A 19,455-nucleotide genomic window follows, 5' to 3' on the forward strand; every position below is an offset into this window, starting at 1 on the left:
CCATTAAGGACTTGGGCGCCGGATTGATCCAGGTGCAGGTTGCAGTATCAGAACTCGCTCTCGGTCGAACTCAGAATATTCTGCGGGTCATAACCGTACAGGCACTCCCCTTTTTCAGGGTCTGTCACCTTGATCAGACGGTTGAGCGCATCATATTCCAGAATACGACCAGCTTCGTCGTGTGTCAGGTTGCCATTTTCATCGTATTTAAGCTCTGTATAAGTGGGCTCAAGATCGTCGACTCTGTTTTCAATGCCTGAAAGCTGAGCGGGATCCGCAGGTTCATTGAAATGGTAGATCGCCACAAGCTGCCCACCGCCGTCATAAAGCGTCACCACCTGACGAATGTTATCCACCGCGTCAAAGCCAAACACCTGGCGGGCTATCTTCTTGCCATGAGGGTCAATTGGGCACAGGTCGCCCTCGCAGGTATAATTGACCAGCCGGCCGCGCAAATCATACCTGTACGTTTCTTTCCGCAATACGGTGGGCGTTTTCGCAGGGCCTTCTGTAAGAACGCGCTCAATGATGCGGTCAAATTCGTCATATTCCTGGGTCAGTACTTGCTCGGGCCTTTGGCTGAAGGTGAACGTTCGCGAACGCTCGCGCTCCAGGTCATCATATTCCAATGTCGTTTTAAGCGTATTGACCGGTTCGCTTGATGCATCGGTGGTTGCATAGCTCGCTGTACGCCCTAGCTCGTCGTATGCGAATTGGCTCGACAGGTCTCCCAGCGTGGTGGTATCAAGTCGACCCACATTATCGTATTCATTGATCTGGGTCTGGTTCAGCACATCCCGGTACGATTCCATTCGCCCCCTGTAGCTGTAGCCATACTCCATGTCGTAATTACCACGCGTTTCAACGCGTACTTCACCCGTGCTGTAGTACGTGCGCGAAATCGATTGTCCTTGGGCCTCGACACAGCTTTCCAGGCGTGCGTTCTGCTTGTCGAATACATAATTGGCTTCTTTGCCCCCCAGTCTTCGTAGCACAGGTTCTTCTGTGAGGTAGGGACGATAATCGTATTCGATAACACCCAATGGCGTGCTTACCTTGTTGGGTTTGAGCTCACCCGTCTTGTATTCATATTCCTGTAAACGGCCACCGGTTTTCGACCAATCCATCAGGTCCAGGCCGTTGAAGTGTTGCTCCCCCAGCAGCTCAAGGTCATTCACCCGAATGGTGATGGGTAAATCCTTGTCGGTGTGTGCCGCAAAGGTTCTGTAAACAACCTCATCCTTACGTAGTTCATGAGCCAGCAGGCGATCGAAACCATCGTAGGTGAATTTTTCTCTCTGCTTTTGCTCCGCGTTACCCAGCCCTGACTCTTCCTGATGTTTGCGACCCAATCCATCGTATTGGGTCAGCGTTTCGCTCTTGAGTACGGTTTCCTGTTCATCAGTCGGCTTCTCCTTCACCCAGCGTCGAACCTGCACAGGCAATTCAAAACGGTTCAGCTGGGTTTCAGTGACCCCGGTCTTGGCGCCGTTTTCCAGTTCGTTCCCCTCATCGTCCAGCACCTTCTGCCGCCACTCGCGTTTGATCGGGCCGGTTTCTCCATCGCCGATCGGGTTGGTTTGCGCGAACTCGCCTACGCCATCAGGGCCGATGACACATAATTGCTCACCCCAGGCATCGTACTTGTAGCGGCTTTTCAAAGGCAGGTCACGGCCCTTGAGCCAGTCAATTTCAGTCTCTTCCAGCAACCTGCCCCATGCGTCGAACCGGGCCGTGTAGATGGGTTTGGTTTCCCCTTTGGGCAGACCATTGTCCGGGTCTTCCCGTTCTTCCCTGATCGTGCGATGAGCACCATCGAAATAGGCCACAGTCATCACACCCTTCACATCGTATTGTGTCTGGGTGGCCTGAACGCCCTCGTCGTTGCTCAGTTGATATTCGTAGCGTTTAAACGCCTCTTCTTCCTTGCCCGGGCTGACGATCTCCCGCTCGACGCGCAGCAGTGCGTCCCATACGGTCATGATTTCCGTATTGGTTTCATCACGGCTGAGCACCGTTTCTCCCGATGCCAGGGAGCGCTGCACTCTGATTTCCTTGCTGGTGCCGTCGTAGCCAGTCAGTAGCTGCTTGTCCTGCAGCACTTTCATGGTGCCCTTGACCAAGGGGCCCCGCCCCTTGGCAGCATCCCAGCTGAGTGTTTCGAAGGTGTAAGTGTGCGCCATCAGGGTGTCGAGCGTGTCCGGTTCGTTCGGTTCACCCTTTTTCGGGTTCGGGTAGCGCGTTTGCTGGCTCTTGAGGCGACCATGTTGCAATGGTTTGTCAGCCTCACTGCCCGTTTCATCCTCAGCTTGCTCAAAAGCATGGTGTGTAGCTTTTGTTTCATTGCCACTGGTATAGGTTTCCACCTGCACTTCCAGCCAGTCCTGCTGCTGGGTATGCGGTTGGGCACTGGTCAGCGTTGGCAACTGCTGATAGGTGTAATGCGTGGTGCGTACCGGAGCACTGCCGGGATAGCCGGCTGCCGGCTTCTGGATTTTTTCTTTCAGGTAGGTAACGAAGCCTTCTGCATGGCCTGGGAAGCCCGGCTCTTCTGCCTCATACCAAGTGTAAGTCTCTTCAATACCAGTGACGGCCCTATGCGTCTTCAGGTTGCCGTGATCGTCGTAGGTGCTGGCTTCCGCCAGCCTGAACCTGGCGGACGGGTCGTCCTTCAACCACCAGGACGTATCGATGCTGTGGACCAACTGACAATACTTCGGCTGGTCCTTGAACAGGGCGCCAGGCTTGAGGTTATACCCCGTCTGGACTTCCTTGATCTGGTTGCCGATAACTTCGGTTTCGTCGGCATTCAGCGCCTCGCCTACATAGGTCGTTTCCCTGGTAAGCAGGTGGAACTTGTTGAACTCGCGGACGGTGCTGCGTACGGGCTTTTCATCAACCCAGAGTGTCTCTGTGGTGGCATAGTCATAATCGATAACCTGGCGGAACAGATTGTCCAGGCCATCGTTTACCCAGGTCAGCGGTGCATTGCCACCCAGGAAGTTGTGACCGTTGCTGGAATAGGTGTAACGCGTGTCGATCGAGGGTTGCTTATTGCCTGGGTGCTCCACATGCCGTGTAACCCTTGGCAGCGGTGCCAGACCCGAACCGATCGGGAACAGGTGACCGCCATCATCATAGCGGAGTTCATCCTTACCGTCCGAAGGGGTGTAGACCGTGCTGATGCAATCGATATCTCTGATGCGGCTATACGTAAAGCGCCACCTCGGCGGTTTTTCGGTGTGCAGACCGGCGCGGTCCACCGGGTTGTCGATGGGCAGTTCGATGCGGTCCACCCGGTTGTCGGTCCCCAGCACCAAGGTATAGGTGGCGATACCCGTGTCTGTCGGCATCGTCAACTGCACGTTGTCATTGCGAACGACTTCCAACAAGGTGACATCGCGCATGTCGGTAATCTTGGTCAACATCGGGAAGCCGTTATGAGTGCCGTATTCCAGGTTCAGCCAATGGCCCTGGCGACTGAAGATGCGGGTCGGCACTGCCCTGACGTTCGGGCTCGAACCTTTTAGCTCGAGCACTTCCACCACGCCGGAGCGGTGCACCACCCGCCAGCGGTCTTCAGCATCCTCATAAAGGTGGAACGTGTCGATTTTTCTCTCCGACATCGTCAACTGGTTGGTAGTGCCGGCACGGCCATCGGCTTTGAACGTTTCGCCATTGGCCAGGGAAATGATCCGGCGGTTCTGGGCAGGGTCGAATTCGGTGGTGCGCAGGTTCCAGCCTGTACCAAAACCACTGTCGGCAATGCTGAGCGGGCTATAGCGCAACGTCACGTCAAACTCGGGCCCCGACTGGTCGTTGCCCGAAATGCTGCGAAGCTTGGCGGTGAAAGTGTACAACCCCGTGCGTGAATCGACGCCACCCGTCAAGTGGCTCATGAAGTTGAAGGCATTGGAATGGACCGAACGTTCATCGGACATCATCGTTCTCCTTGGAGTAGCTCGGGATTAGAGGTCGATTTTGACGCAAGAGAGTTTACCGCCCACTTGTTGATCACCTTCATACTTCTTTAAATCAAGAAGAATACCGGCCGTAATAATAGAATTTACTGGGGCCGGCGCCAAATCTGCAATCTTTCGCCATGTGGTCGTTGTCGGCTGTATATATGTTCTAATTTTGAACCACCACGACTTTTCATTGCGGCAATCAGCCTCGGAGTACAGTGTAATCAATGTACCCGACGGGGCGTTCTCGATTCGATACCAATACATATCGTCGTTTTTACAACCCTCATCCGGAAAATCATATTCATGAGGTCCATCCGGTTTGATTTCGATTGAGCAGGTATTTCCAGAATCAGGCTCATCCTTACCTCCCGCTAAATACAGTTGTGCCGTGCCTTTCGTCTCAGAAGGCTTGTCAAGTGCATAAACACCTGCGGCCACTGAAAGCAAAGCTGAGAGCATAACGACACGCCACGCAGACTGGCAGAATCTCATGATTTCACTCCTTTCTATATATTGAACAGGCCGCCCGCGCAACAGGCGGCCCATCCGCTTAAACTGGTGTGAACAAAGTATGTTCGATGTAGTTTCGATGACCGAGCGTAGTGGCGCCTCTGTAGGCGAAGCGCCGATAATGGGCATTACCCTGTCGATCCCGTAGCAAAACCACTATGGATCTCGAAAGCTGATCACGCGTAGCGTTCTCTCCCCCGACGTAGAGGAAATCCATCACCCGATGATTAGTGATTACCAAAGTGCCCTGTTCAAAAGCATCGTCAAATACCGTGCTTTTCAGTTCCTCTCGGCCGGACATGAGCTTTGACAAGTTCTCATCAAAGTCGATCGGGACGCTATTAGGCACCCCCGACTTCCATTTATCGGCGTCCTTGGCTTCGCTGTCCCGGAAGATAGAACCGGTAAAACTGAACATTACCTCGTTTTTGTTTTGGGACTCCCAACGAATCATGGAAGTGCTGATATGGGGGTCTGATTCGTTACGCGCCAGAAACTCAATGGTTTCGAAGCGGCTTTTAATCAACTTGAGTATCCAGTAATCCAGCGTCACCAAATTATAATCGAACGCCGGGTCACCGGGGTCGTTCGGCTGACCCGTACTGCCTTCAACGCGCACGTACCTCCAAGAATAGTCCTGTTCCCCGAAGTCAGGAGGTGATTTGGGCGTTATTTCAATCGTGGACCCCACGCTGCCGCTGTTATCATCGGATTTATAGGTCCCCCCCGTTTCGGCCATGAACATGCTGTAGAAGGTGGTCGCCTGCCCCGCCCTCTCCTTGGTATGAAGGTAGAGATCCTGCCGGACTGTCGCCTCTTCGCTTCTGACAGGAAGCGCCTCGGCCAATTGCGAATACACCAAATCAAAACGGTTAGCTACGCGACGGGTACCCCACTTTCTCTTGTCGGCTGCATCCAAGCCGCCACTAGGGTTTTCGTGATCATTCAGCGAATCCACTTCCTGTTTATCTTGCTTGATGGTCAAGCCGATGGTGGCGCGTTCGTCTTCAGTCAATTTATAGTATTTGCCATCCACAGGCTCGGTTTCGACAACTACCTGCAGCCGTAAAGACTGGAACCCGTTCCTCAGCAGTTCGCCCCTGGCACCTTGCTCGGTCCCTCCCGGTACGGTGATGGTATAGCTCGTCAACCTGACCCAGGAGCCTTCTTCCACCAATTGCGCTTCGCCAAATTCGAGCAAGCTGTAGCCTGACGCCAGCACCACGCCATTCTCCACCAACTCGCAGGTCACGACACTGGCGCCCTGTTCTTCACCTGAAGGGGCGATATAGTTACCTTCGCCATCCAGGGTACCCGGGCCGATCAGTTTCCAGCGCCGACGTGCGTCTGGCAGTAATTCCGGGTCTCGCTCTATCAGCGGCACGACCTCACCTGGCTTCAGGCCGGTTGCACGTACAGGGTCGATGACCATCGATTGCAAACCATTGAGCATGACCAGTGTCGACATACGCTGCTGGCTGCCTGTGGCTTGCACTTGCTGGACAGTCAGCTGGCGCCGGCTGGCGGCCTTTTCGGCGGTATAGGAATTTCGGTGGCCGTTGGTCTGCGCAAGCTGACCGCGCGGCTCTCCGAGCAGCGACCACTCGATATTGCCCCCCGGCATGGCCGCGCTCAGTGCAATCGGCGTGCGCGCTGCAAACACACCCACCCGCGGCGCGATCTGCACCTGCTCGAACTGCACGATCAGTTGGGTGGTCACGCGATGCGTTTCTTTACCATCGTCAGAATCAAGCTCGGCTGTAATCAAGATTGTCAGGCTGTGATGGCCAATATCCTCAAGCCCAACAGCCTGGTAAAAACCATCAGGGCCGATTTGGCCATCGCCCACCGCCAAATGGCTCTGGCGGCTGCGGGCATACCATTTGCTGGCTTGCACCTCCTCCCCAGCCTGATCGCGCAGGGTAAACTTGACTGAACCGCCCGCAGGCACGGTAGTGGTGGGCGAGTCGATGGTATATAACGGGGGTACAGCGACAATATTGCCAAATACTGCGAGGTCGTGCGGGGTATGCCGTTCGCGCTCCTCGAACTTGTGCAACGTCCCGAACAGTATCGATGCCAGAACATCCAGGTTGTCGTCACGCACATGGCCTAGCATGGCTTTGTCCACAACGATGGTCGCCGAATAAAGCTCGCGTCCGTCTTCGTCCAGGTCATCGGGAATCAGGTAGGGAAAAGACTCTGGTATCTGGCCTGGATCCGTATTTGCCCGCAACTGAATGAAGGTAAGTACCGCACCGTCGCCATAATTGTCCGCCCCCAAGACGTTGGCGCCTGGTGCCGGCTGGGTCAGGATAGTGAAGCTGACGGGCGACAACGCCGAGTAGCCTGAGAAGTCAATCATGCCCAGTTCGAACTGGCCTTGGTGCGCGGGTAACCGTTTGAACCAACCTTGCATGGCGGCAGTGATCAGGCCGTTTACGTGCTCGTCTTCCCCCCCCAGGTTGCAGCTGAAACTGGACGCCTCCGCCAGGTCTAGCGTGACCCTCCCGCGCCGGTCGATCTCGCCGGTCACCAGCTTGAGGTCGACGTTCACCACCAGCGAATAACCCATGGACGCATCGATGATGAAGCGCGTCTGCAGGTTTTCTGCCAATGGCGATTGACGCCTGTAGACCCCGGCCAGGATAGGGAAGGTCAGCTGTGCTGTGGAGTTCTTTAGCGACGCATTGGCGAATGACAGCAGCGGCGGGCCAAATTCGATCTTGCGCAACACGCTTCGTGTGCGGATATGGTCTTCATGGTCGACGTCTGCATTGAACAGCGGAACGAAACTCAACGCACTAAAACGCTGTTTGTATTGCTCGAGCAGCACATCGTTAAGGCGCGCGCGGCTGAACGCCGCAACGGCCCCCCAACTTTCGGTGATGGGATGCTTGTCCATCCGCTGCAACACATAGGAAATGGGGTTTGACATGTCATTCTCCTGTCAGTGAACGCGAGTGGGTCATACCGAGCGCGTCTTCGATGCCAGCATCTGTTGGCACAAGCCAGTAAAGCGGCTGGGCTGCGAGGGCATGACCAGGTGCCCTTCAAAGAGCCCGTACCCCTCTGATTCATGGGAGGCAATCACCACAATGCCGGGGGATTGCGGCCCACTCTGCGCGGGCACGTACAGGCCGGTATCAGGGTCGATTTGCCCCGTCCCCACTGCCAGGCGCCACTGTGCGGCCACCGGGTCTTTGTTCGAACCTACGTAAGCCTCAAATTGCATGCTGCCATCGCGCTGTGGTGCAGTGGCCAACTTCACCCTGAGCATGGGCTGCCGCAGGGTGACCAGCACATGTACGGCCTGCTTGCCGGCGGGCTCTTCGAGCTCCACCTCAAGCGATTCCACCCAATAGGTTTGTTCTTCGTTCGAATCGACTGCCTTGGCCGTGTAGCGGCAACGACGCCCCTGGTCTTCTTCCACCTTCTCGCCGCTGTACTTAGGGTCAGGATTGACCATCGTCCATTTCAGCGGTTTGGTGTCGAGGGACGCTTCGTCCAGCACCCCTGCATTCAAAAGGCGCTGTGTGCCGGCTTGCATCACGGTGATGAAGGGGTTGACCGTCAGTGGCTGGCGCAGCACCGTAACGACGGCAACGCTTCTCTGGCCCGCCGCGTTGGAGGCGATCACCAGCACTTGCCCCGAGCGCCTCTGCAAGGTGTGCGCAGGAGGTGCCCGGAATTTGCCATCGACGAAGCTGCCAGGGTCGGAAGGCCCGCCAGGGAGGGTTTCCAATGTCCAGGTCAGCGCCTCGTTTTGCGGGTTATCCACTATGAATTCATGAAAGCCGCCCGCGAGCACATTCACATCGTCATCGCGGATGCGAAACGCAGCATCGTGGCTCAGCGAACCCGAAGCCAACAGCGCACCGGGAAACGCCAGGTCGGCAGGGTTGAACTTTATGGTATGGCCACCCCCGATTGTCAGCGCTTCCATCCACTGCTCCGGGGCTGCAGGGTTGAGTTTTTTCGCAATCGCCAGCAGGATTGCCCGCTTCACCGCGTAGGCCGCAAAGTCCCCTGCCTGCAAGCGCAGTTCCTCGTATTCATCACCCTCGGGAAGGCCGCGCCGGGCATGGGCTTCCTGTGCCTCCGGCCAAGGGGAGAAAAACTGCCCCTCCAGCAAGCCCTGATCGTTTTCAACGTTGGGTAGCAAATAAAAACGGTGTCGCAGTGACAGGGCAAAATCCGCCTTGAACTCCGAAGGTACCTCTTCACCCTTGGCTAGGCAGCTGAAGTCAATCGTGGCCTCGCCATGCCACTGCAAGGTGATCAGGTCCAGCTCGAAAGTGGCTGCAACCCCACCTGCCGCCCCTATTTGGAAGGGCTTGGCGGCAAAGATATATCCTTGCGACTCATAATTCGTAGGCGGTATCTGCAAGGTGCCCGCTTCAGCAACCACCTCGACAAGCCGCCCGTCTTCACTGCGGTGGCTGAAACGCCCCCCGTCCAACAGCTGGGTGAAACCAGCGAGGAAGGCATTACGGTGTAGCACACGTGAACTGAGCAACTGCACCGCATCTTCTGGCTCAGGCGGGTCTGGCAGCAGACGTGGGAAATCGCCATTGATATTGGGCAAGTCCCCTGCACTGCCATATTGCGAAGACGCAAACACGACCAAGGTGTCACCCTTGTCCTGGGCATCCGCCTGTGTGGCAAGCTGGGCAACCCTCAATTCAAGCTCCGGTTGCCCCTGCAAACCCGTGACCAGCGGGTACTCAAGTTTTTCGGCCTCTACTGGCAATTGCTGACGCAACCAGTCACCCGCCAACAGTTGTTCGCTGTCGTACTCACTCACTGCAAGGCGCATGTCTTCGCCTTTGGACACATCCAGCACCAATGCGCCATTCTTGAAATCTGCGCTGGCTTGTTGTTTAAGCTCAAGACCTTGTAGCGCATCATGCTCGGATAGGCTGAGCACTTTATTACCGCCTTCGGTCATGACAAGGGTTCCACCATGCAAGTTGGCCACCATTTCCAACCGGGTGCTCTCGTAACTCGCGCGCTTAATGCCCACTTGTGGCCCTGACAACTGGTACCCTGCAAAGTGGTAAACGATATCGCTCATGTCAATTTCAAGCTGGCCAGATAAACCTGCAATTTCGTGTCCCTGGCTTAGATGGGTGGCATGGGTTTGCCGAAGCGCGGTATTGCCTGCGGTCAGGCACACGCCCGTAATGCTGTCCCATTTCATCAGGTCCGGGTTATCGACCAACCAATCACCCAGCAATAACGGTTTGTTCATGCTCATGACGAGTCTTCCTTTATACTTTGGGCAGTTGGAAAGCACCTACGCCGCGCACAGCCTCCTCCAGCCTCGCCGGGGGCAAAGTTTGCACCACATACTGGTGGGAAACTCCGTAATAAACCGTATCATGCGTTGCTGTTATCACGGCAAATGGATCACTGCTGGACGCATCATGGGTATAGATACCGGTAATGGGGTCGATGACACCCGAGCCGTACACTACTTTCCATTGGGCTTGATCCGGAGTTAATTCAACGTTACCCACCTTGGCTTTCAATTGCACAGTTCCAGCCGCAACATCCACTTCACGCGTAATTTTCATTGGCAGCCCCGCATTGCCTTCGGTGATTACCAATGCGACGCGCGCGGTCTCCCCATCAGTGGAATCACTCAGCGTAATTTTATCGAGCGCGAAAGAGGCAGACTCGTCAGGGTAGTCATCCAGGGGGGGCATCACTGCAGGGGGGGTATAAACTGCAGTCTTACCGTCGGCGGCCAACTGGCCATATTGAGGCGGCTCCCAGTTCAGGTTCGTTACATCACCCAGGTAGCCGGCTTGCAAGTTGACCGTGGGGGGCGTGCTGTTGACCTGTGTCACATAGAGGAGCGGACTGATGTGCAAACCCGACTTCAAGACAGTCATCAGTGCCGAACTGCTGAAGTCGGTGTCTATGTGTCGCGCATTGACACGCAGCCGTACAAAGTCGCCATCGAAGTCCGAGGCAGCCGGCGGTGTGTACAAGCCGGTATGTTCATCGATCGAACCGATCTGCCCGTTGGAAACAGAATCCAGTACAGGCTCGCACGTCCAGCGAATCAGGCCGGGGTGCGCCGGGACCGTGTTGAACTGCAAGGGCGCGCTTCCCGCCACCAGGGTATGTTGCATGGGATCGATGGCGAACGCGGTTACGGTCGGATTGACAGCGCCAAAGAAAGCGACATCACGTGGCGCGAATTGGTCTTGACCAATGAGGGCATTGCCAAAATTGAGCTTGATGGTTTGATCGATCAATTCCCGCAGGTTGCTGGTGAACTTAAAGTTTTTCTCGAAAGCCTCACGCAAGATGCCCTCAACACTTGGACTTTCGACATCTATTCCCTTGAAAAAATGGTAACTAAGGGCCGCCACTACGAGAATTATCGGAGCAAGCATCAGACTCAACAAGGCAATAAAATCCGCCTCATCCGAGCCAACTGGCGGCGGCTTTACTACTTTAATCTCTCCGAGCACTGGCGCTGCAGCCTTGTGCTCCAGCATCTCCAGAGAAACGAACTTCAAGTTCCCCCCATCCACATCCTCAAGCTCATAGGAGCTTGTAAATGTGTAGCTAAAATCATCCTCGGTATAACTAAAAAATTCCGAAGAATCAAAGAACCCAGAACCCAGCATCCGACGTATGAAATGCAGTTGATCATCTAAGTAAAATGGCGTCAAACCTAGTACACCCTCGACTTTCCACTTGATTTCTACCTTATTTCCATTTATCGAAACTCCAAATTCTTTCTCAAGTTTCAGAACAATCTTCGACACCTCAGCCGCGAAGAGCACCAGCCGGGGTATCCCCTGGATGGGCTCTGACTCGAACGTGTGCGTAATAAACTGCTCCTCAATGAACATTTCTCCATTTTTGGCAACAGCCCCTATCAGCCTGCCCTCTTCGTCGTGACGAAGATCAAACTCAACGTCACTCACGATCGTTTTCAGGGACCGCACCAACTCCGCCAACATGATTCGAGAGGGTCCAAACAACACCGTCGCGTCATAGGGCCTGTCATTGGGAAGGAGGTAGCGAAAATCATTGCCAGGGATGTGTCCTTCTTCATCCCCTTCAAAGCGCACCATGGCCAGTACCGCGCCTTCGTCATCGTCTGGGTCGCGCATGCGTGCCTGCGTGCGCAAGGCAAACGATTTGGCGCGCAGTAACGGATCACCACCTGCTTCTATCTGGCCAAGCGTAAACACACGTTCTGGGGCCTCCAGCCCGTCAAACTTTTGCTTGAACCACTCACCCACCAACCGTTGCTCAGTGGGGTCGTCTGACACGTTGATCCAGAAGTCGGAGCTTTCTTTCAAATCAAGTCGCACGCGCCCCTCTTCACCCACCACACCGGGCACATTGGCCAGTAGCAGTTTCAGGTTAAGTTCCGGCCCCAGCAGCGGGCTGGTTTCGCGTATTTCCCGAACCTCCCACTCCCCGGCTGCATTACGCAGACCCAACTGTGTTCCCGACATGACCTGTGTGGTCAAGCGCGCGGTGGAATCGTTGGCGTGCCCACCCAGGAAGCCCAATCGCGGCCAATCCAGGGTAAACTGGTTCAGTGCAAAACGCCGGTCCGCGCCATTCTCGATACTCCCGCTCAAGGGCTTGAGGTAAGAGTCTGTTTTGAACCGACGAATGTAAACTTGCAGCAGCAGACGATTCAGCTTCTCTCTGTCCATGAAGGACATCATCCCCCAGTTCAGGCTGCGCTCCTCCTCTTGCAGCCACGCATACAGTTGTTCAAAGTTATATTCAGCCATGGTTCTATCCTCATAAAACCTAAGATCGTTGATACTTATCAATCACGACTCATCGCAACCAAAACTTGCCGTATAACCGAACTCAAGGCACTACCTTAAACTCGGCAGTCTGGCCTTGAACAAAGCTTGTACCTTCATCGAAACTGACTTTTACGTACACATGAAAATGGGTATTCTCCTCGAGCTTCAACAGATACTCCTTGCTCAGGCTCATTCGCAACCAACCCTCATTCCATTCATCCGCAGAGACCGGCTTGTCATCGCGTATCACTTCATCTGGCAAGGAGGGCTCGCCCGGCTTTGACTTCCCCGTAACATAAACGCGTACAATCTGGCCCTGCGCGAAGAAATGCCAGCTATCACTGTTTAAAGTAAACGTTACACTATCGACGACCTTCGACACTGGAATGTCCGAGGTCGCAAAGTCCGGGCACTGAACCGCTTGAAAAGCATCGGATGTCAGTGGTTGAATTTTCAAGCCATAGGCAGGTGAGCGCTGCTCGCCATCATCAGCATCTTTAACGGTATAAAACACTTTGACCCGCTTGCCAAAATTGGCAGGTACCACAGCACGGGGAATCTGGAACTCCCAGGGATTACCTATGGTCGGTGTATCGGTTTGGTACTTACCTGTAGTACCAAACCCCTCCCAGTACATGGTTATCTTGCCATCATTGGTCTCCGACTCCTGCGGCACCCGGATTGTTGTCCCAAACTTCAAAAGACTCGGGCTGATATAAGCGAATGAAACCATCTCTGGATCAACTTCCTCGCCCGGATCAGGTTCTTGCTGTGTAGCATCCGGGTTGAACGGTGGTTTAAGAACCAACGGCTTCTTCAAGATAAGATCCAAGGGTGTGGAGTCGGCCGCCCCGCCCACCCTGGCCCATTGCCAAGTCAGCTTTACCGCTTCACCGATGTGTTCTTGCAACCATTGCGCCGGCACAAGAAAACGCAAGCGCTTGCTGTCCAGAATTGAACGGTCTATACGCAGCATGTGTCGGCTAACCTTCTTGCTCACAGCCGTAAGCAGCAGTTCATCACCGTGTCGAATGCCGTAATCATCCACTTCAACCGGTAAGCCGTCCCCATACTTGGCCGGGTCAAGCCAGTCGTCACTGTGCCCCGGTATTACCGGGGGGGGCAAACTTGGCGACTGCCCCGCGTTTTGCTTGATGGTGAAGCGCTGGACCGGAGACTGGCTTTTTCCACCGTCTTTATAGTTGACGGTATAGCTCAGCTCGCACCACCCTCCGGCTATTAAAAACTTGATTTCGTCAATTACCCAAAGCAATGGCTCATCAGAACCCTCACCCAACTCTTTGGTGTATTCTTCGGAATTACCTAATTCGTCGCGCCATGAAAGCACAACGTTATCACCCGCTGTCATGAAGGGATAATGGGTGGTAACAACACGGCCATCCCCCTTCAAGCGTGCGAGGTCAATTACAAGACCGTCACTGTCCATGAAGTGCGGGGGCGGCAACATCAGAGCAGGCTCAACTTGCTTGTTGATATAGAAAAACAGCCGGCTGGATGACTCTTCCAGGGCAGGGCCTGGCATGACGTTACCCCGAATATCGGTTCGCGCGTATGAATAGAACGCATAGCCCTTGTTCAGGCCTTGCAGCAGGCCATTATCTATTTCAATCAAGAAACTGCCATCAGGCTCCAGATCAGTCACAGGTAGCGGGTTTGGGTCACGGTCGTGAATTTCGCCCAGTGCGCCACACCCGAAAAAGCGCGGAGCGACGAAATGGCCCAGGTCTATTCCTGGGTACTTGATGTACGTTTTCAGCGCTTCAGTCCCTAAATCTTCAAGACTCAGCGAATCACCCTTCAATAACGGAATCTCGGGGCGCGGCAGCGCCGCAGTTGAAGCCAATAAGCCCTCGGATTGCTCGTCATGCCGCTTGCGAAGTTTCATTCGCTAATCCCCACCGTATTAATTGCTTTGATCAGCACTGGTTTTAACTGCTGATCTCGATGGGGATTTTTTACACCTTGGCCCGCCTTGCCGAAACTAGCACTTTTAACAGGTGGCAACGGTTATGCCGTTTGCTAGTGTCCGTGCTTATGCATCCCGTACCTCACCCCTGGAGCGCTCTTCATCATGGCCACCGAATCCAGTATCAATTCCAATGCTTTCAATTTTTTCAATCACATGCAGAGCGGTGTTGACTCGCGAACGGGCCTTTATTCCTTTCAAATCGCCCTGTCCGCGTTTTACGGCAGTGACCTGTTGGCGCCTGAAATCGAACTGAACCTACGCTACAGCCAACTGAACACGCAGGATCGCGGCTTTGGCAGGGGCTGGAGCCTGCCCACCACCGAGTTCGACCCTGCCCAGAAACGCAGGATCATTTCCCTGGCCAATGGCGAAACGTTCAAAGCCGACGGCCGTGTTGGCACTACCAACCAGTTGACGATGTCGGAGAAAAAGATCGACACGTTCCACCTTTATGAGGACGCTGAAGACCGCTGGCGGGTGGTGCACCGCTCCGGCATGGTGGAAGTGCTCGAGCGAAAAGGTTCAAGCGCGAATGGCAGGGCGGTGCCGACCCGCATCTTCAGCCGCCAGGGGCATTGGCTGAACCTGGAATACGGCACCCATGACGGCTTCCCGATGTTGACCAAGATCACCGACATGCGCGGCGTCACGCTGCTGGAGGCCGTTCGCAACAGAGATGTGCAGTTGAGGATGCCAACTGACACGGGAAACGCCACCTATACCATGGTGTTGGGCACCGACAACCGGGTAACCCGCATCGAATTGCCCACCGACAACCAGGCGAGCTGGCGTTTTTCCTATATCCGCGTCAGGAATGTCGATTGCATCAGCACGGTGTACACCCCTGCGGGCGGATTCGAAGAACTGAAATACGATGATTACGGCCACGAGTTCCCGATCGGTTCGGGCCTGGACCCGCTGCCTCGAGTAACCCGGCATGTGCAGCACCCAGGCAATAAGCAACCCCCGATCGACACGCGTTACACCTATTCCAGCAACGGTCACAACTTCCTGGGTGGCAATGCACCACTGGAGTGGATAGACGATGGCCTGGACAACCTGTTCCGCAAGGATATCGACTATGACTATGCCACCACAGAGACACTCTGGGTGGATGAAAGGCCCGTTCGCAGCACCGTCCGAGAGTTCAACAAGTTTCACCTGAACACCCGTGAAGCTGTGTATCGGGGCACCAAGCTGAACGCCGACAACACTGAAGTCATCGGCAATTTCATTGAAGAGAAAATCACGACGTATAACCTGAAGCCCGGGCGCTTCGAGGAGCAAGTGAACGCCTGTCAGTACCCGATCAAGATCGAAACCCGTTGGCGGCTGCGCGATAGCGGCCGTCAACACGTGGAAACCATCAGGGCCGAGTACGACGATCACGGAAATGTGTTGATGCAGCAAGCAGCGACCGGCGTCGTGGAGACAAACCGTTGGTACCGGAATGGGGATGCGGGTTACCCAGGCAATGCTGAAAACTTTGTGTGCGACCTACACACGAAAACCGTGACACCGGCGGCTGGGCACGGTGGAAACGCCCCAACACTGGTCACGACGCATACGTACAATCAAATCAAAGTACTGGCCAGCAGCAGCGAAGCGACCGGGCAGGAAAGCTGGTGTGCCCTTCATAGCGAAACACTGAGCCACAACGATCGCACACTGAAAGTCACGGCCTATGACTATCACGAGCAGGAAAATGAAGAAGTGCAACAGGCAGAGCCATTGCAACATGGTCGCCTGCAAAAACGCACCACGGGCTTCCCGAACCCCGCCTTTGGCGAGCCGGGCCAGCCTGAAATGCTGGAAAGCACTGTTGACTATGCCTACCAGTTCGAGACGCTCGATTGGGACAAGATGCGCGACGAGCGCTTGCATGATTTGGCTCCAATTACCGTGCTGAAAACGGTGCATGACACCGTGGGGCATGACCTGGCCAGCATGCAGACCAGCGAAGGGCACTCACTGTTCTCTGGCGAACTGGTGCTGAGCACCGACGAGGACAGGGTAGAGAGACGCATCGTCACCGACAAACTGCACCGCAAGATCTTTGAAGTCGTGGCAGGGGGTGGCGCCAGCGAAGCGGTGCGCAGTAATGAGTATGTGCTTTGTGCCGAAGAGGGTGAGCAGGCGAGCCAGCGCTTTACCTCACCTACATGCGTGATCACTGAAACGCGGTTCGATGGTTTGGGCCGCGTGCACCAGGTGTTGGCGAGCCATATAGACCCGACAAGGCCCAACGCTTTGTTCCAGGTCCAGGAACTGGTGCACGACGCCTGGGGACGCGAAATTGAAGACAGGCAGTACGACTGGCTGGAGGGCAAACCCTTCCCTGCCGACGTGCCGTTCCTGGCCCAGCGATACCTGTACGACAACTGGGAAGGACGCAGTGTGGTGATCCGCCACGACAACGTTCAGGAACACACGCTTTTCGACCCCACCGTGGAAGATGAAAACAGGAACGTGTGCAAGACCACATGGTTGCAGGTGGCGCAGCAAACGGAGAAAAGCGAGAAGGTCAGGACCTGGAGCAATGCGTTCGAGAAGGAGGTACGGATAGAACGCCTGAGCCCTGACGATATGATCGAGGCGGAACAGGTGATGCACTACGACGGCCTTGGCCGATGCGTGAGCAAAATTGATGAACGCCAGTATGAGACAACATTTGAATACGACCCGTTCGGCCGCTTGAGTGCCAGCACGCGGCCAACCGAAACGCGTATCGAGCATCGTTATGCCCACCACACGGACGCCGAATGGTCGACCAGTATCACCGCCTTTTCCAACCGCGAGTCCGACCCTCCCTTCGAGGTGGGCAGCCAGTGCTATAACGGGGTGGGCAAGGTGACTTCGCGCACCATTGGCAAGCGCACCGAGGAGTTGCGGTACAAACCCGGCCAATCGAAACCAGCGGCCATGATCACCGGCGCGCGCGATACCATCAGCTACGAGTACGACCTGGCGCTCTCCCCTCATCCTACCCATATGCGCGTGAATGCTGACGTAAAAGGCGACGAGTACATCTATGACCCGATCACAGCCAGGATGAAGGAGTCGCGCGGTGCCAACGGCAAACGGGTCTATCACTACAATGCGCATGATCAGTTAACCGGCGAGACCCTCGAAACGGCAGGCGATGTGCCGCGCACGGCCGAGTATGTCAGCACCTTCCACAACCGCCTGACATCGAGCAAAGATGCCGGGGGCATGACTGCCGTCCATGAATACGACGAGAAAGGGCTCATCACGGCAACACGCCAAGGCAACCTGCTGGCATCCTTCGGCTACAACGGCCTGGGCAGGCTGATATCACTAACCAGCACCGACACAGTTAGCAACAGCTCACTGACCACATCTCTTGAGTACGACGACCACGGGCGTGAAATCAAGCGCACCCAGCAGCTAGACACAAGGCCTTTGCCTACGTTGTCTCAGGTGTGGGGCAAGGACAATTTGCTCGAAAGCCGCGTATTGCGCGACGGGCCCGGGCCTGATGATGTTGTGCTCGGGGAAGCATTCCGCTACGACCGGCTGGGGCGACTGAGCACGGTCGAATACAGCGGCCGCGAGATCCCCAAAGATGAGGCAGGCCGCACGCCCCGCCAACAGGCATTCGATTACGACAGCATTGACAATATTCGTGTCTGCATCACCCGCTTTGATGACGACACCAGTGAGATTGCGACGTATGAATACAACAAAGACGACCGTTTCCTGCTGAAATCGTTGACGCTCTCCACGAGCGGCAGTACGCCAGAAACCTTCACATTCTCCCATGATGCCAATGGTAACCTGACGGTCGACCAGCATGGCCGCGTGCTGGAGTACGACGAAGAAAGCCAGTTGTTGCAAATCAGAGGCCAAAGCCAATATCAATACGACGGTGAAGGGCAACTACTGACCAGCCAGGCAGCCAGTGGCTCGCCAAGGCAACTGTGGTTCGACGAGAACCGGCTGAGTCTGGCCATCCAGGACGGCAACTACACACGATATAGCTTCCATGCCGATATACCGCTGGCCCAACAAAGCGATGCCCCCGCCAGAACGTTGTTGCTGCAAACCGATTCCAGCCACAGTGTCATCGCCGAATGCGAAGCTGGCGCGGTTCGCGACATACGCTACAGCGCCTACGGTCAGCGGCACGTCACGGTGCCTGTCCACAGCAACTTGGGCTTCAACGGTGAGGCACTGGATGAAGGCAGTGACTGGTACCTGCTGGGGCGGGGCATGCGCGCCTATAATCCGGGGCTTAGGCGCTTCAACAGCCCCGATCCGCGCAGCGTGTTCGACACCGGTGAACTGAACCCCTATACCTACTGCCTGAACAACCCGATTGCCTTGCGCGACCCCAGCGGCTTGACTGCAACGGGCGACGGTGGCAGACCGCGGCGCCCTGACGAAGATGACCCGAACTGGCTGGGGCGCAGGAAGCCTGGTGGCGGCACATTGAACTGGATCATGTTGGGCCTTGGGGTAGCGCTTACTGTTGCAGCAGTTTTTACCGCAGGTGCGTCACTGGCTGCGGTAGGGGCACTCGGCGCTGCCGCGAAAGCCGGGATGAGCGCTGCTACCCTGGCCGTCAGAGCAGGTACCGCCAGCTTCCTGCAAAAAGTATTGGTCAAGGTTGCAGCTACCTCCATTAAAGCAGCGCTCATGAACACCCTCTTTGCAGGGCTGTCCCTTGGCGGTACCGCAGCGCAGGCAGTTTCAGTCATCAAGAACGATGAGGCTGCGGGAACGGCGGCAATGATTCTGGGTATAGCTGCTATTTCCACGGGAATTGCAAGAGTGTCATACAGTGCGTTCAAGTTGGCTTTTTCTGGCAGCAAAGCGGCTAATGTAGCACCACTGGGTGTAGTGCAGGAGGTAGCTGAGAATGTAGACGACGCTGCTGGTGGTGCAGCTGGTCGTGTAATTGGTAGTGAAACTGGTGCTTATAATACTCAGTTTTTACATAAGAGCTTTATAGCCAGATACACAGATTTTAATCGTTTTTCTCTCATGCCTCACCGTTGACCGAGCGATACGATCCACTAGTGCTTGTTTAAAGCTAAAACAACTCAATCTCAAATCACAAATAGATACCACCTAAAACGCCGGCCCAACAAGTACCTGCAACCCTAATCCTGGGCTGCAGCCTAAACTGGGCTGGCTTTTTATTTTCTTATTCTTCTCATCGCCC

The 19,455-nt window shown here is 55.3% G+C and carries 7 protein-coding genes; 1 reads left to right on the top strand and 6 read right to left on the bottom strand.

The window, feature by feature from the left end:
* Positions 1-47 precede the first annotated feature (47 nt).
* The 6 genes from ACI7M0_RS19240 to ACI7M0_RS19265 all read right to left on the bottom strand — a co-directional run bounded on the left by ACI7M0_RS19240 (position 48) and on the right by ACI7M0_RS19265 (position 14,183).
* Positions 48-3,941 (bottom strand): RHS repeat domain-containing protein, encoded by a 3,894-nt coding sequence (locus ACI7M0_RS19240; RefSeq protein WP_129933214.1) that lies wholly within the window; start codon positions 3,939-3,941, stop codon positions 48-50.
* A 27-nt stretch (positions 3,942-3,968) separates the two neighbouring features.
* Positions 3,969-4,460 carry a hypothetical protein gene (locus tag ACI7M0_RS19245; protein ID WP_129933217.1) on the bottom strand — a complete coding sequence of 164 codons (492 nt, stop codon included), beginning with the start codon at positions 4,458-4,460 and terminating at the stop codon, positions 3,969-3,971.
* A gap of 58 nt (positions 4,461-4,518) precedes the next feature.
* Positions 4,519-7,416: a hypothetical protein gene (locus ACI7M0_RS19250; protein ID WP_129933219.1), complete on the bottom strand. Its 2,898-nt coding sequence runs from the start codon at positions 7,414-7,416 to the stop codon at positions 4,519-4,521.
* 30 nt (positions 7,417-7,446) lie between these two features.
* The gene (locus ACI7M0_RS19255; protein WP_129933221.1) at positions 7,447-9,738 is read right to left on the bottom strand and encodes a hypothetical protein; all 2,292 of its coding nucleotides are present in this window, start codon (positions 9,736-9,738) and stop codon (positions 7,447-7,449) included.
* A gap of 13 nt (positions 9,739-9,751) precedes the next feature.
* Positions 9,752-12,256 carry a hypothetical protein gene (locus ACI7M0_RS19260; protein WP_129933223.1) on the bottom strand — a complete coding sequence of 835 codons (2,505 nt, stop codon included), beginning with the start codon at positions 12,254-12,256 and terminating at the stop codon, positions 9,752-9,754.
* 82 nt (positions 12,257-12,338) lie between these two features.
* Positions 12,339-14,183 (bottom strand): hypothetical protein, encoded by a 1,845-nt coding sequence (locus ACI7M0_RS19265; RefSeq protein ID WP_129933225.1) that lies wholly within the window; start codon positions 14,181-14,183, stop codon positions 12,339-12,341.
* A gap of 186 nt (positions 14,184-14,369) precedes the next feature.
* Here ACI7M0_RS19265 and ACI7M0_RS19270 point away from each other — a divergent pair, with 186 nt between their 5' ends.
* On the top strand, positions 14,370-19,289 hold the full coding sequence (locus ACI7M0_RS19270; RefSeq protein ID WP_129933227.1) for an RHS repeat domain-containing protein: 4,920 nt from the start codon (positions 14,370-14,372) through the stop codon (positions 19,287-19,289).
* Positions 19,290-19,455: the final 166 nt, after the last annotated feature.

The organism is Pseudomonas sp. 10(2024), assembly GCF_045164175.1.
In the GTDB taxonomy this organism is placed as follows: Bacteria; Pseudomonadota; Gammaproteobacteria; order Pseudomonadales; family Pseudomonadaceae; genus Aquipseudomonas; species Aquipseudomonas alloputida.